We start from the raw sequence: 13,496 nt of genomic DNA, 5'->3' as shown, positions 1-13,496 counted from the left end.
GAGACGAACGTGAACCTCCCACTCAACGGCATCAAGATCATCGACTTCACGCACGTCCAGGCGGGTCCCGCCTGCACCCAGCTGCTGGCATGGTTCGGCGCCGACGTGATCAAGGTCGAGCGCCCCGGGTCCGGCGACGTGACGCGCACCCAGCTGCGCGACATCCCGGATGTCGATGCGCTGTACTTCACCATGCTCAACTCCAACAAGCGCAGCCTGACGCTGGATACCAAGAAGCCGGAAGGCAAGAAGATCCTGGAGCAGCTGATCCGCGAATCGGACGTGCTGGTCGAGAACTTCGGCCCGGGCGCGCTGGACCGCATGGGTTTCTCGTGGGAACGCATCAACGAGCTGAATCCGAAGATGATCGTGGCTTCGGTCAAGGGCTTCAGCGACGGCCACCACTATGAAGACCTGAAGGTCTACGAGAACGTGGCGCAGTGCGCCGGCGGCGCGGCCTCGACCACCGGCTTCTGGGACGGCCCGCCGACCGTGTCCGCCGCGGCGCTGGGCGATTCCAACACCGGCATGCACCTGGCGATCGGTATCCTGACCGCGCTGATCGGCCGCGACAAGACCGGCAAGGGCCAGAAGGTGGCGGTGTCGATGCAGGATGCGGTACTGAACCTGTGCCGGGTCAAGCTGCGCGACCAGCAGCGCCTGGACCGCCTGGGCTACCTGGAAGAGTACCCGCAGTACCCGCACGGCACCTTCAGCGACGTGGTGCCGCGCGGCGGCAACGCCGGCGGCGGCGGCCAGCCGGGCTGGGTGCTGAAGTGCAAGGGCTGGGAAACCGATCCCAACGCCTATATCTACTTCACCATCCAGGGCCATGCCTGGGAGCCGATCTGCAAGGCACTGGGCAAGCCGGAATGGATTACCGATCCGAACTACGCCACCGCCAAGGCACGCCAGCCGCATATCTTCGATATCTTCAACACCATCGAAGAGTGGCTGGCCGACAAGACCAAGTACGAGGCGGTCGACATCCTGCGCAAGTTCGATATCCCGTGCTCGCCGGTGCTGTCGATGAAGGAAATCGCCGCCGATCCGTCGCTGCGCGCCAGCGGCAGCATCACCGAGGTGCCGCACAAGGAGCGCGGCACCTACCTGACGGTGGGCAGCCCGATCAAGTTCTCCGACCTGAAGCCGGAGATCACCGGGTCGCCGCTGCTGGGCGAGCATAGCGAAGAGGTGCTGGCCGGCCTGGGCTACGGTGCGGAAGACATCAAGCGCCTGCGCGAGGCCCAGGTGATCTGACGCAGTGCCGGCACCCGTGCCGGCGCCAGCGCCGGGGCCGCGCGCACAGCGGGCTCCGGCGTTTTTGCTTGTGGCGCCGCGATGTGGCACGCTACCTTGATGGCACCGGCGTGCCCCGGCCGGCCGCCGTTTGCAGACGACGAGAGGGAATCCCCATGACAGAGCAGATCGACTACGCGCAACTGGTGTCCGCCATCGGCGACGCCATCATCATCTCCGACGCCAAGGGCGCCATCACGCTGTGGAATCCGGCGGCCGAGCGCATGTTCGGCTTCACCCAGGCCGAGGCCATGGGCCAGTCGCTGGACCTGATCATCCCCGAGCGGCTGCGCGGGCGGCACTGGGAAGGTTATGACAAGACCATGGCGACCGGCATCACGCGCTACGGCCATGACCTGCTCAAGGTGCCGGCGGTGGACAAGGACGGCAAGGCCATGTCGATCGCCTTCACCGTGGCGCTGCTCAAGGATGACGCGGGGGCCATCACCGGCATCGTCGCGGTGATCCGCGACGAGACCGTGCGTTTCCAGGAAGAGCGGGCGCTGAAGAAGCGGCTGGTCGAACTGGAGAGCCAGGTCAAGGAGCAAGCCTGAAGCGCCTGCTGCGCGAGTAACCCCGGCACCGTTCCGCTGTGTGTGCGTCGCCCTTTGCTTCGCCCCGCATTAACCCGGCCTTTTCGGTACCAAAAGCATTGACGTGGTACCGAGCGGCCCCTACATTGGGAGCCTGACCAGAACGATTCCAGGGAGACAACATGGCCCGTCAGGCTTCGGCGGCTTCGGTCGTCCACGGCGGTGCGACCGTCGGCCAGCTCTATACCGCGGCGCTGCGCGCGCGGCCTGGCGTACCCGCCGTCGTGGGCGACGACGTCACGCTGAGCTATGAAGCGCTGGCGCAGCAAAGCGCGCGCATCGCACGGCTGTTTGCCGCGCGCGGGCTGGCGCGCCAGGATGTGGTGGCCTTCCTGGTCGGCAATCGCGCCGAGGCCGTCGCGGCCATCATCGCCGCGCAACTGGCCGGACTGAAGGCCGTGTCGCTGCACCCGATGGCGGCGCAGGCGGACCATGCCTTCGTGCTGGAAGACGCGGGCGTGCAGGCGCTGGTGGTCGACAACGCGCGCTTCGGCGAGCGGGCCCGCGCGCTCGCCGCTGGCACCCCGCTGCAGTTGCTGCCGCTGGACGACGGCGAGTTCGGCCCCGGCCTGGCCCGCGCCGCGGCGGCCTTCGACGGCGCCCCCGTGGTCCCCGGCGATGATCCGACCGAGATCAGCAAGCTGTCGTACACCGGCGGCACCACCGGGCGCTCGAAAGGCATCCTGCATACCCACCGCACCTCGGTCACGATGCTGCAGTACATGCTCGCGACCTACGAATGGCCGGCACAGGTGCGCTACCTGGTCACCACGCCGATCTCGCACGCGTCCGGCAGCCTGTTCCTGCCGACGCTGCTGCGCGGCGGCACCATCTACCTGTGCGACAAGTTCAGCCCGGCGGATTTCCTGCGCCGCGTCGCCGAGCACCGCATCAACCTGACCTTCCTGGTACCCACGCAGATCTACGGGCTGCTCGATTGCGACGGTTTGGACACGGCCGACCTGTCCAGCCTGGAACTGGTGCTCTACGGCGCCGCGCCGATCGCACCGGTGCGCCTGGCCGAAGCGCTGCGCCGCATCGGCCCGGTGTTCGGGCAGATCTACGGCCAGGCCGAAGCGCCGATGTGCGTCAGCTACCTGAGCCCGCGCGACCACGACCCGGACCACCCCGAGCGCCTGCGCTCGTGCGGCAAGGTGATCCCGGGCAACCAGGTCCGGCTGCTCGACGCGCAGCTGCGCGAAGTCGCGCCGGGCGAGGTGGGCGAGCTGTGCGTGCGCGGCCCGCTGGTGATGGAGGGCTACCTGAACCGGCCGGAAGAAGACGCCAAAGTCTTTGCCGGCGACTGGCTCCATACCGGCGACATGGCACGCTGCGACAGCGAAGGCTTCCTGTACCTGGTCGACCGCGCCAAGGACATGATCATCAGCGGCGGCTTCAACGTCTACCCGAGCGAAGTCGAGCATTGCCTGGCGCTGCATCCGGCCATCGCCATGTCAGCGGTGATCGGCGTGCCCGACCCCAAGTGGGGCGAGGCCGTGACCGCCGTGGTGGTGGCCCGCCCGGGCACTGCTCTGACCGAGGCCGACGTGATCGCGCACGTGACGCGCCACAAGGGCGTGGTCAACGCCCCCAAGCAGGTTGTGTTCGCCGATGCGCTGCCGCTGACGGCGCTGGGCAAGATCGACCGCAAGGCCATCCGCGGCCGCTACTGGGGCGGCCAGGAGCGGCAGGTGGCCTGAAGCGCCACAGCTACCGCACGGTCCCGCAAGAGGGCCGGCATTCCCGCCTGACCGACCACAATTGGAGGAGACCACCATGGCAAACCACTTGCCGCAACCCAGGGCCATTCGACCAATGCGCGCGCTCCATGCGGTGCGCGCCTGCGTGCTGGCCCTTGGCATCGTCGGCACGTCCGCGCACGCCGCCGACGCGTATCCCACGCGGCCGATCCGGCTGGTGGTGCCGTTCGCGCCGGGCGGCGTGACCGACCTGACCGCTCGGACCTTCGCCAAGTACATGGGCGATGCGCTGGGGCAGCCGCTGGTGGCGGAGAACAAGCCCGGCGCCGGCGCGACCATCGGCGCGAACCTGGTGGCACGTGCGGCGCCGGACGGCTACACGTTGCTGCTCGGCACCAACGTTACCCATGCGATCAACCCACGGCTGATCGCGGCAACGCCCTATGACCCGCTGAAGGACTTCCAGGCTGTCGCGGTATTCGGCTTGAACGGCAATGTGCTGCTGGTCAGCAACAGCTTCCCCGCCAAGACCTTTTCCGAGTTCCTGGCATACGTCAAGGCGCGGCCCGGCAAGGTGAACTACGCGTCGGGCAGCGTCGGCAGCTCCGCGCACCTGGCGGCCGAGCTGCTCAAGCAGGATGTGAAGGGGCTTGAATACACGCACGTGCCCTACGGCGGGCCTTCGGAAGCCATGGCTGCATTGATCGGCGGGCATGTGGACTTCCTGTTCGCCAACATTGGCGCCGCGGTCACGCAGGTGAAATCCGGCAAGGTGCGCGCGCTGGCCGTGACCACCGCGAAACGGGCACCGCAGTTGGCCGACGTTCCCACCATCGCCGAATCCGGCGTGCCCGGTTTCGAGGTGGTCGGCTGGATGGCCGCGTTCGTGCCCAAGGGGACGCAGGCCCCTGTAGTGGCGCGGCTCAACGAGGTCATCAACCAGGCCCAGAAGAACCCGGACCTGCGTACCACGCTGGATGCCGCCGCGCTGATTCCGGTGGTGGCCACGCCCGACGACGCCGGCCGCTTCGTGCAGGACGAGTATGCCAAGTGGGGCCGAGTGATCCGCTCTGCCAATATCCCGCCGCAATAGCGGGGAGGGTGCCGCCGCCCGGGCGCCCGGCTAGGTCTTGCCGGGCGCCGGGCCAGGCCTGCGCAGCAGGCCATTCAGGATGATCTCGTAGAACTCGCTGAAGGCATCCCCCATCTTCAGCCCGGTGTCCTTCAGGAACTGCTGGTTGCGCAGGCGGTGCGCGGCGCCCAGGATGGCCTCGGACACCAGCCGCGGGTTGTGCGCAGCCAGCAGTCCTTGCCGCATGCCGGCCTCGAGCAGGCTTTCCAGCCCGCGCACGCGCGCGAGCTGGTACGCGTCGAACACGGCCCGGCCGCTGTCGATGGCATCGAGGTCGGACAGCGCCGCCTTGCTCAATCCCGAGGTATTCAGCGCGGCGTGCAGGTAGGCCGACACGGCGCGCGCGGCATCGCTCTCGCGGCGCGCGGCGGCGAAGCCGCGCTCCAGGTTGGCCGCCAGCACGTCGCGGCAGATGCCGACGAACAGCGCCTCCTTGGTCGGCGCGATCTCATACAGGCGCCGCCGCGAGCAGCGCAGGCGCTGCGCGATCTCGCCGATGGTCAGCGACGAGACGCCTTCGCTGCACAGCAGGCGTGTCAGTTCCTGGATAAAGTCTTCGTCGGTGCGTCGCGTGGCCATGGAGCGGGCGTGGGGCGGGTGTGCGTCCGGCTGCCGCCGGCGGGTTCGAGCTACGGGCTGGGAGCGGTATGTTACGACGATTCCCGCGCACACGGCAGCACGGCGCGGTCGCGCGTAAAGCTTGCAAGCCGGTACGCCCGCCGCAGCGCCGGAATTACCACGCCGCGCACCGCGTGCGCCGCAGCGAGCGCGCGGCTGCCTTTGCCGCGCGGGAACGATCCTTGCGCTGCGGCAAGTCTGCCGGCACCGCGGTGGTCCGGCCCGTCAGGAGAATGGCGATGGAGCGAGACGGCTGGTTCTGGCGGCGCTGGCGCTGCCATCCCGTGCGCATGGCACTGGGCCTGTTTATCGTCGCCGCGGGCGCCGCATCCATGCTGGCGCGGCTGCTGCCGCCAGCGGTATAGCGGTGCGGGGCGTGCGCTGATGCCGCCAGAACTGGCCGCCGCGCCGCCGGCCTACGCGTGGCGCGACTTCGCGCGCTTTGCCGGACCCGGCTACCTGGTCGCGGTCGGCTACATGGACCCGGGCAACTGGGCCACCGATCTGGCCGGCGGCTCGGCCTACGGCTATCGCCTGCTGTGGGTGGTGGCGATGGCCAGCGCCATGGCCATGCTGCTGCAGGTCATGGCCAGCCGGCTGGGGCTGGTCAGCGGGCTGGACCTGGCGCAGACGTGCCGCCGGCACGCGTCGCCGCTGTCGGCGTGGTCGCAATGGGTGCTGTGCGAGGTGGCGATCTGCGCCGCCGACCTGGCCGAGGTGATCGGCACCGCGATCGCGCTGAACCTGCTGTTCGGGCTGCCGCTGCCCTGGGGCGTGGCGCTGACGGTGCTCGACGTGCTGCTGGTGCTGGTGCTGCAGCAGCGCGGCTACCGGCGGCTGGAGGTCTTTGTCATCAGCATGGTGGTGCTGGTGCTGGGCTGCTTCATGCTGATGATCGCGCTGGCGCAGCCGGCGTGGCCCGACCTGGCGGCGGGCCTGGTGCCGCGCATGGCAGTGCTGGGCGATGCCGGGGCGCTGTATATCGCCACCGGCATCATCGGCGCCACGGTGATGCCGCACAACCTGTACCTGCACTCCGCCGTGGTCAAGACGCGGCTGCCGCATGCGGACCGGCAGGGCACCGAGCGCGCGCTGCGCTATATCGCCTTCGATACGATCACGGCGCTGGCGGTGGCCTTTGTCATCAACAGTGCGATCCTGGTGACCGCCGCGGGCGTGTTCCATGCGGCCGGCCGTACCGATGTCGCGGAAATCCAGGACGCCTATCACCTGCTCAGTCCGCTCACCGGCGCCACCTGGGCCAGCGTGGTGTTCGGCGTCGCGCTGCTGGCGTCGGGGCAGTGCTCGGCCGTGACCGCCACGCTCGCGGGGCAGGTGGTGATGGAAGGCTTTATCCGCACCCGGCTGCCGCCGTGGGCGCGCCGGCTGCTGACGCGCTGCGTGGCGATCGTGCCCGCGCTGGTGGTGGCCATCCTCTTCGCCGAGCGCGGCATGGCGCAGCTGCTGCTGGTCAGCCAGGTCATCCTGAGCCTGCAGTTGCCGTTCGCGGCGATCCCGCTGCTGCGCTTTACCAGCGACCGCAGGCTGATGGGCCGCTACGCCAACTCGCGCACGGTGTTCGTGCTGGCCACGCTGGCCGTCGGCATCATCGTCGCCATGAACGTGGCCATGGTGACGATGACGCTGACGGCCTGGCGGCCGTAGCGGGCGGCTGGCCCGCGTGCGAGTCAGCGCTGCGGGCGCTGCTGCGGGTCATCCGCCTCGGCTTGGCCTGAACCCAGCTCGGCGCCGGTCAGCGGATCGCTCTGCGGATCGGAGGCGCCGCGCATGGCAAAGGCTTCCAGCGTGCCCTGCTGCTCGGCGGGCAGGTCCACCTGCGCGGTGCCGTCGCCGCCGTCGACCGCGGGCGTCGGGGTCTCGACAAAAACAAAATTGCGGTCCGCATTCCAGGGCCCGCGCATGGCCTCGCCCTGCGACATCTTGAAATAGACGTTGGCGAACTGCGGGTCGCCCGGCGTCTTGCCCGGCGGGAAGTTGGGCGTGATCGAGTACAGCGCCTTCTCGAACGACTTCTGGTGCGAGATCTCGCGCGTCATCAGGAAACCCAGCGCCTCCTGCACGCTGGGGTCGTCGGTCACGTTCATCAGCCGCTCGTAGATGATCTTGGCGCGCGCCTCGGCGGCAATGTTGGAGCGCAGGTCGGCGGTGGGCTCGCCGATGGTGTCGACATAGGCCGCGGTCCACGGCACGCCGGCCGAGTTGACCAGCGCCGGCCCGCCGCCGAACAGCACCTGGGTCACGTGGCTGTCGTTGCCGGCGCCTTGCAGCGAGCGGTAGAGCTCGGCCTGCTGGTCCAGCCCTTCCGCCAGTTCACCCTTGGCGCCGCGGTTGAGCATGGCGATGATCGAGCCGATCACCTCCAGGTGGCTCAGCTCCTCCGTGGCGATATCGAGCAGCATGTCCTTGCGGCCGGGGTCTTCCTCGGCCAGGGCCTGCGTGAAGTAGCGGCAGGCCGCGGCCAGTTCGCCCTGCGGGCCGCCAAACTGCTCCAGCAGCAGATTGGCCAGGCCGGGGTCGGGACGCGAAACGCGCACGGTGTACTGCAGTCGCTTGTTGTGCATGAACATGGTGGTCTCTCCGGTTGGGGTGGGCGGGGGCGCGCCGATGCTCAGGTGGGTGGAGGAACGGCGGCCCGGGCCGGGCGCTCGCCGCCGCAACGATCATGCCCGCCCGAGAACTGGCCTGCGGGTGCGCGGTGGCGTGGAGCTTGCACGGCTGGTGTGGCGCGTTGCCGGGGGCAACGCGAAGGGCCGCCCGGCGCGGCGGATACGGTAAAAAGCGGGAGAGCCGTGTGAAAATTACTGGCGCTGCGTGCAGCAGGACGGGCAGGAGCGGAGGACGCGGGGCGGACTCAGGTGGGCCTTCCCGCGCGCCGCAACAGCATCGCTCCCAGCGGCAGCGCCAGCCCGAAGGCCACGTAGACCAGCGCCAGCATGCCGGGCGACAGCCGGCGCTCGAAGCCAGGTGTAAGGCGATGGGGGGTGCACTTCAGGTCGACGAAGCACGCAATGCCGGCTACCGCCAGCCCGCCCAGCACGCGCGCCGGGGCGGCGGGGCGCGCGGCGGGACAGACGGCGCCATGCCTGTTGCCGAAGGCCATGGCGCCTTCGTAGAACGCCGCCCAGAATACCGACATCGCATGATGGATGACGTAGCCCAGCACGGTATGCCGCACCGACGGCCGGTTGGTATGCACCGCCCGTTCGCCCCAGACCCAGTGGCTGACCGCATTGACCGGCGCGAAGGCGCTGCCGCAGTCGACGCTGCCGCCGCAGGCGAGCATGCCGGTGGACAACAGGCTGGCGCAGGTGCCGGAGATCACGGCGCGGCGCAGCACCACCGCCACATCCACCGCGTGCTCGTGCTCGGCGCCAGCGGCTTTATCGGCCGGCACGCCTGCGCCGCCATGCTGGCTGGAGGATTCCATGTGATAGCGGGTGTGCGGCGCGTGCCTGCGCACGATGCACCCGAAGCGCCGCAGCGCGGCCATGCCAGCACGGCAAGCGAATTTCGTGCCGTCGATTTCGCGCGGATGACGGCGGCCGCGGACTGGGCGCCGCTGCTGGCGGACGTCGACGCGGTGGTCAACCTGGTCGGCATTTTTCGCGAGACCGCCACGCAGCGCTTCGACGTGCTGCACCGCGCCGCGCCGCAGGCGCTGTTCGATGCCTGCCAGCGGCAGGGGGTGCGGCTGGTGGTGCAGATGTCGGCGCTGGGTGCCGACGAACACGCGCTGACCGACTTCCATCGCAGCAAGCGCAGCGCCGACCAGCACCTGCTCGGGCTTGGCATCGACGCCGCCGTGCTGCAGCCGTCGCTGGTCTTCGGCGCAGACGGCACCAGCGCGCAGCTGTTCTGCGCGCTGGCGACGCTGCCCTGCCTGGCACTGCCCGGCGGCGGCAGGCAGCCGGTGCAGCCGGTCCATGTCGACGATGTGGCGCAGGCCATCGTGGCCTTGCTGGCGCAATGGGGCGGCGAAGCGCCATGGCGTTGCGGCCGGCTGGCGCTGGTGGGGCCGGCGCCGATGCCGCTGGCCGGCTACCTGGATGCGCTGCGCCATGGCCTGGGTTTGCGCGGCAAGGCCTGGCTGTTGCCGCTGCCGCGCGCGCTGGCCCGGGCGGTGATGCCGCTGGCCGAACGCGCCAGCGGCGGCGTGCTAGGGCGCGATGCGCTGACCATGCTGGAGCAGGGCAACGTGGCCGATCCGTCCGGGCTCGCGCGCGTGCTCGGGCGGCCGCCGCTGGCCGTCACCGCATTCATCCCCCCGGGGCTGCGCAGCGCGTTGCGCGCGCAGGCGCTGCAGCGCTGGATCCATCCGCTGTTGCGCTGGAGCGTGGCGTTCGTGTGGATCGTCACCGCCGCGGTGTCGCTGGGGCTGTACCCGGTGGCCGACAGCTATGCGCTGCTTGCGCGCGCGGGCGTGCCGCCGGCGCTGCAGCCGCTGGCGCTCTATGGCGCGGCGCTGCTCGACCTGGTGTTCGGCGTGCTGTGCGTGCTGCCGCGGCGCCCGCGCTGGCTGTGGCTGGCGCAGATCGCGCTGATCCTGGGCTATACCGCCATCATCAGCGTGCGCCTGCCGGAATTCTGGCTGCATCCCTATGGCCCGCTCAGCAAGAACGTGCCGATGCTGGCCGTGCTGTGGTGGCTGCACCTGACCGAGGAACGGGCATGGACTACGTCACGCTGAAATGGCTGCACATCATGTCGGCCACCTTCCTGTTCGGCACCGGCGTGGGCAGCGCCTTCTACCTGGTCGGCGCGACGCTGACGCGCAATGTCCGCACCGTCGCCGCGACCGCGCGCATGGTGGTGATCGCCGACTGGATCTTCACCGCCTCCACCGCCATCCTGCAGCCGCTGACCGGCTATGCGCTGGTGAAGATGGCCGGGTTCTCGTGGTCGGTGCCGTGGCTGAAGTGGTCGGTGGTGCTTTACGCCATCGCCATTGCCTGCTGGCTGCCGGTGGTCTGGCTGCAGAAGCGCATGCGCGACGTGGCGCTGGAGTGCACCGGCCCTCAGTTGCCGCGCGCTTACTGGCGCCTGTTCTGGTGGTGGTTCGGGCTGGGCTTTCCGGCGCTGTTCTCGTTCCTGGCCATTTTCTACCTGATGGTGGCCAAGGTCAGTTGAACAAAAAACGGCGAGGCCGCGCTAGCGCGCCTCGCCGTGAACCGATCGGGCCCGCTCAGTTGAGGTGGCCGACCGCGCGCAGGTACTCGTTCTTTTTCTCGAAGATCAGCCCGCTGAGGAAGGCGGCGTCGTAGGCGGCCAGCAGGTGAGGGTGGTGTTCCTCGATGTAGCGGGCCACGCGCCCCTTTTCGCATTCGATGCCGCACAGCCATTCATACATGGCGGCGTCCCAGCGAAAGCGCAGTCCCAGTTCGATAAACGCCGCGTTGTAGGCCGCGAGCTGGGTCTCGCGCGGGATCGGCTGGTTGTCGGCACCGACGGTGATGGCGGCGTGGCGGCTTTCCTGCTGGGCGGGGTTCATGCTGGTCTCCTCCGGTGCACGGTGGCGGTTGGGTTGAGACAAGCATAGGGACGGCGGATGATTTACGATAATTAAAGTTTGATAGCGAAACCATAAACGATCGTTTATGCATCGTGGCGGATCAGCCCTGCCACGCCGGTGATGGCCTGGATCAGGTCGGCGCCTTCCTCCATCAGGAACTGCTTGAATGCCAGCGCCACCGGCGGCAGCCGCTTGTTCTTGCGGTGCACCACGTACCAGTTGAGCATCACCGGGAAGCCTTCGATATCGAGCACGGCGAGCTTGCCCGCCTGCAGCTCCAGGCCGACGGTATGGGCCGACAGGAAGGCGATGCCCATATTCGCGATCACGGCCTGCTTGATGGTCTCGGTGCTCTTGATCTCCATCGCGATGCGCATATTCGACAGCCGGCCGGCAAAGCCTTCCTGCATCGAGTTCCAGGTGTCCGAGCCCTTCTCGCGCGAGACAAAGGCTTCGTCGGCCAGCTCGGCAAGCGGGATATCGCGCACGCCCACCAGCGGGTGGCTGGGCGCGGCGACGATCACGTAGGGGTGCGGGGCAAAGGCCTCGTTGACGGTGTCCATGCCCTCGGGCGGGCGCACCATCACGGCCAGGTCGGTCAGGTTGCCGGCCAGCTGGTGCAGCAGTTCCTCGCGGTTGTGCACGGCCAGGTTCAGCGTCACGCCCTCGTGGCGGTCCATGAACTCGGCCAGCAGCCGCGGGAAGAAGTAATCGCCAGCGCTGATCACCGCGACATTGAGGCGGCCGCCCGAGATGCCCTTGAGTTGCGACATGGCGTCCTCGGCTTCGCGGAACTGCTGGATGATGCTGCGGCTGTAATGCAGCATTTCATGGCCCGCCGGCGTCAGGTAGATCTTCTTGCCGAGCTGCTCGAACAGCGGCAGCCCCACGTGGTGCTCCAGTTGCCGCACCTGGGTCGACACCGCGGGCTGGGTCAGGTGCAGTTCCTCGGCGGCGCGGGAAAAGCTCATATGGCGGGCAACGGTCTCGAAGACCTTCAGCTGCCGCAGCGTGGCGTTCTTCATCCGATCTTCATCCCTTGCTCGACCTATAAACGATCCGCTATACAAACGATAAAAAACTTTATGCAGTGCTGATCTTAGATTCAAGTAGCATCAATCGTCAGATTTCCATGTCCCGCCCGAATCCGGCACTCCGGCAGCGCAGGAGCCAGCCGCTGGCCATCCCGATGGCCCATAACAACGATGGCTGCCCACAGCCACGACCATACCAAGGAGACTACCGTGACCGGACCGAACGCAGCCGTGGCTGCCCCCCGGCGCCATGCCGTGCCTGAAGACAGGCCTCGCCTCAGCCGTGCAGTTGCGGGGCAGGGGAGCAGGCCATGAATATCTCGCTGCCGCAACTGAAGGCCTTTGCCGCCGTGGCGCGGCACAAGAGCTTTACCCGCGCCGCGGTGGAACTGGGCCTGACGCAGTCGGCGGTCAGCCGCAGCGTGCGCGAACTGGAAGAAGAGATCGACCAGCGGCTGTTCGACCGCACCACGCGCCAGGTGGAGCTGACCGACGCGGGCCAGCACCTGTCGCAGCGCATCTGCCACCTGATCGAGGAAGTGGAGCAGACCTTGCGCGACAGCCAGAGCGCCAGCCGGCCCTGCCAGGGCCTGGTGCAGATCGCGTCGGACCCGGTGCTGAGTTCGATGTCGCTGCCGACCTGGCTTGCCGGGTGCCGCCAGGCGTGGCCGGCGATCGACATCCACCTGAAGGACCGTTCGCAGGAATCGGTGCTGCAGAGCGTGCGCAGCGGCGAGGTCGATTTCGGCATCGCCACCGATCCGCGCGCCGGCGATGACTTGTACTGCGAGCCATTGTGTGTCGATGACTATCACGCCGTGCTGCCCGCCAGGCACCCGCTGGCCCAGCACGATACCGTAGGGTGGGGGGATTTGTGCGATGCCAGCGTGCTGACGCTGGACCAGCAATGCGGCATGCAGCCCGCGGTCGAAAGGGCGCTCAGCAGCTACCACGTGCGCGCGGGCTCGCTGCAGTTGCTGGGCCATTTTGCCGCGGTGTTCGGCATGGTGGCGCTGGGACTGGGCATCGGCGTGGTGCCGTCGCGGGCGCAGGCCGGCGGCATGCATCCGGCCGCCGTGATGCGGCCGCTGCGGCCACAGGTGACATCGACCGTGATGCTGGTGCGGCGCAAGAGCCGCTCGCTCAAGCCCAACGCGGCCGCGATCTGGGACGCCTTGCGCGGGCAGGAGTACCAGGAGCCGCCGATGCGCCGCCGCGAACCCACGGCGGCATGACCCCGGGGGCCTGCAGCCTGTATGTTGGATTAGTGCAAAACCTCTACTGATATATTACATACAGGATATTTACACATAGTGCGGCGCAGCATATAATGAAAACTCCTGATCACAACGCTACTGGAGTTTTCAAATGGAAGTCGCTCTTCTCGTCGCCCTTGGCTTGGCCCTGATCGCTGTCGGTGTGGGCGTGACCACGCTGCTGGCCACGCGCCTGCCCATGGATGTGCTGGTCACCGCGCAGGACCATGGCCGCTTCGCCGGCCTGGGCTCGGACCAGCAACGCGACGGCGCGGGCCGCGCCAGCGCCTCGCGCATCGTGCCGGCTGCCGGTGAACTGGCCTATGCCTGATTC

The 13,496-nt window shown here is 68.4% G+C and carries 15 protein-coding genes; 10 read left to right on the top strand and 5 right to left on the bottom strand.

Translation table 11 applies throughout. The annotated features are described in order from the left end of the window. Window positions 1-9 precede the first annotated feature (9 nt). The 4 genes from frc (at window position 10) to CBM2594_RS21890 (ending at window position 4,685) form a co-directional block, all read left to right on the top strand. Window positions 10-1,260, top strand: coding sequence for a formyl-CoA transferase (gene frc / locus CBM2594_RS21905; RefSeq protein ID WP_116358863.1), 1,251 nt, complete (start codon window positions 10-12; stop codon window positions 1,258-1,260). Between the two features lie 155 nt (window positions 1,261-1,415). Then, a complete protein-coding gene (locus CBM2594_RS21900) occupies window positions 1,416-1,853 on the top strand; it encodes a PAS domain-containing protein (RefSeq protein ID WP_116358862.1) in 438 nt (145 codons plus the stop codon). 161 nt (window positions 1,854-2,014) lie between these two features. Next, window positions 2,015-3,592 (top strand): AMP-binding protein, encoded by a 1,578-nt coding sequence (locus tag CBM2594_RS21895; RefSeq protein WP_116358861.1) that lies wholly within the window; start codon window positions 2,015-2,017, stop codon window positions 3,590-3,592. 76 nt (window positions 3,593-3,668) lie between these two features. Further along, window positions 3,669-4,685, top strand: a complete 1,017-nt coding sequence (locus CBM2594_RS21890; RefSeq protein ID WP_232346710.1) for a Bug family tripartite tricarboxylate transporter substrate binding protein — start codon at window positions 3,669-3,671, stop codon at window positions 4,683-4,685. 30 nt (window positions 4,686-4,715) lie between these two features. Here the strand turns inward: CBM2594_RS21890 and CBM2594_RS21885 are convergent, their stop codons facing one another. Beyond that, window positions 4,716-5,303: a TetR/AcrR family transcriptional regulator gene (locus CBM2594_RS21885; protein WP_116358859.1), complete on the bottom strand. Its 588-nt coding sequence runs from the start codon at window positions 5,301-5,303 to the stop codon at window positions 4,716-4,718. Between the two features lie 68 nt (window positions 5,304-5,371). Between CBM2594_RS21885 and CBM2594_RS21880 the strand changes: the two genes are divergently transcribed. Together CBM2594_RS21880 and CBM2594_RS21875 are read left to right on the top strand one after the other, a co-directional pair. Further along, the gene (locus CBM2594_RS21880) at window positions 5,372-5,707 is read left to right on the top strand and encodes a hypothetical protein (RefSeq protein WP_147310442.1); all 336 of its coding nucleotides are present in this window, start codon (window positions 5,372-5,374) and stop codon (window positions 5,705-5,707) included. Between the two features lie 19 nt (window positions 5,708-5,726). Beyond that, window positions 5,727-7,007: an Nramp family divalent metal transporter gene (locus CBM2594_RS21875; protein ID WP_116358858.1), complete on the top strand. Its 1,281-nt coding sequence runs from the start codon at window positions 5,727-5,729 to the stop codon at window positions 7,005-7,007. 23 nt (window positions 7,008-7,030) lie between these two features. Here CBM2594_RS21875 and CBM2594_RS21870 read toward each other — a convergent pair whose 3' ends face one another. Both CBM2594_RS21870 and CBM2594_RS21865 read right to left on the bottom strand, forming a co-directional pair. Beyond that, window positions 7,031-7,930: a manganese catalase family protein gene (locus CBM2594_RS21870; RefSeq protein WP_116358857.1), complete on the bottom strand. Its 900-nt coding sequence runs from the start codon at window positions 7,928-7,930 to the stop codon at window positions 7,031-7,033. 284 nt (window positions 7,931-8,214) lie between these two features. Further along, window positions 8,215-8,790, bottom strand: coding sequence for a hypothetical protein (locus CBM2594_RS21865; protein ID WP_232346709.1), 576 nt, complete (start codon window positions 8,788-8,790; stop codon window positions 8,215-8,217). Here CBM2594_RS21865 and CBM2594_RS21860 point away from each other — a divergent pair. Together CBM2594_RS21860 and CBM2594_RS21855 are read left to right on the top strand one after the other, a co-directional pair. Beyond that, window positions 8,770-10,050: an SDR family oxidoreductase gene (locus tag CBM2594_RS21860; RefSeq protein WP_232346708.1), complete on the top strand. Its 1,281-nt coding sequence runs from the start codon at window positions 8,770-8,772 to the stop codon at window positions 10,048-10,050. The genes CBM2594_RS21865 and CBM2594_RS21860 overlap by 21 nt on opposite strands. Continuing rightward, complete coding sequence (locus CBM2594_RS21855) at window positions 10,032-10,490, top strand: DUF2269 family protein (RefSeq protein ID WP_116358855.1); 459 nt, start codon at window positions 10,032-10,034, stop codon at window positions 10,488-10,490. Before CBM2594_RS21860 ends, CBM2594_RS21855 begins: the two co-directional genes overlap by 19 nt. Window positions 10,491-10,545: 55 nt before the next feature. On the opposite strand, the gene CBM2594_RS21850 is transcribed toward CBM2594_RS21855, so the two are convergent. Continuing rightward, complete coding sequence (locus tag CBM2594_RS21850; RefSeq protein WP_012356314.1) at window positions 10,546-10,851, bottom strand: hypothetical protein; 306 nt, start codon at window positions 10,849-10,851, stop codon at window positions 10,546-10,548. A 104-nt stretch (window positions 10,852-10,955) separates the two neighbouring features. Next, window positions 10,956-11,897, bottom strand: a complete 942-nt coding sequence (locus CBM2594_RS21845; RefSeq protein WP_116358854.1) for a LysR family transcriptional regulator — start codon at window positions 11,895-11,897, stop codon at window positions 10,956-10,958. A gap of 320 nt (window positions 11,898-12,217) precedes the next feature. On the opposite strand from CBM2594_RS21845, the gene CBM2594_RS21840 reads away from it, so the two are divergent. Both CBM2594_RS21840 and CBM2594_RS21835 read left to right on the top strand, forming a co-directional pair. Beyond that, on the top strand, window positions 12,218-13,141 hold the full coding sequence (locus tag CBM2594_RS21840; protein ID WP_116358853.1) for a LysR family transcriptional regulator: 924 nt from the start codon (window positions 12,218-12,220) through the stop codon (window positions 13,139-13,141). Between the two features lie 133 nt (window positions 13,142-13,274). Beyond that, a complete protein-coding gene (locus CBM2594_RS21835; protein WP_116358852.1) occupies window positions 13,275-13,493 on the top strand; it encodes a hypothetical protein in 219 nt (72 codons plus the stop codon). Window positions 13,494-13,496 lie beyond the last annotated feature (3 nt).

Origin of the sequence: Cupriavidus taiwanensis, assembly GCF_900249755.1 — a bacterium.
Lineage (GTDB): Bacteria > Pseudomonadota > Gammaproteobacteria > Burkholderiales > Burkholderiaceae > Cupriavidus > Cupriavidus taiwanensis_D.
Note: the sequence above shows the minus strand (reverse complement) of the source record. Positions and strands in the feature narration are given on the sequence as shown.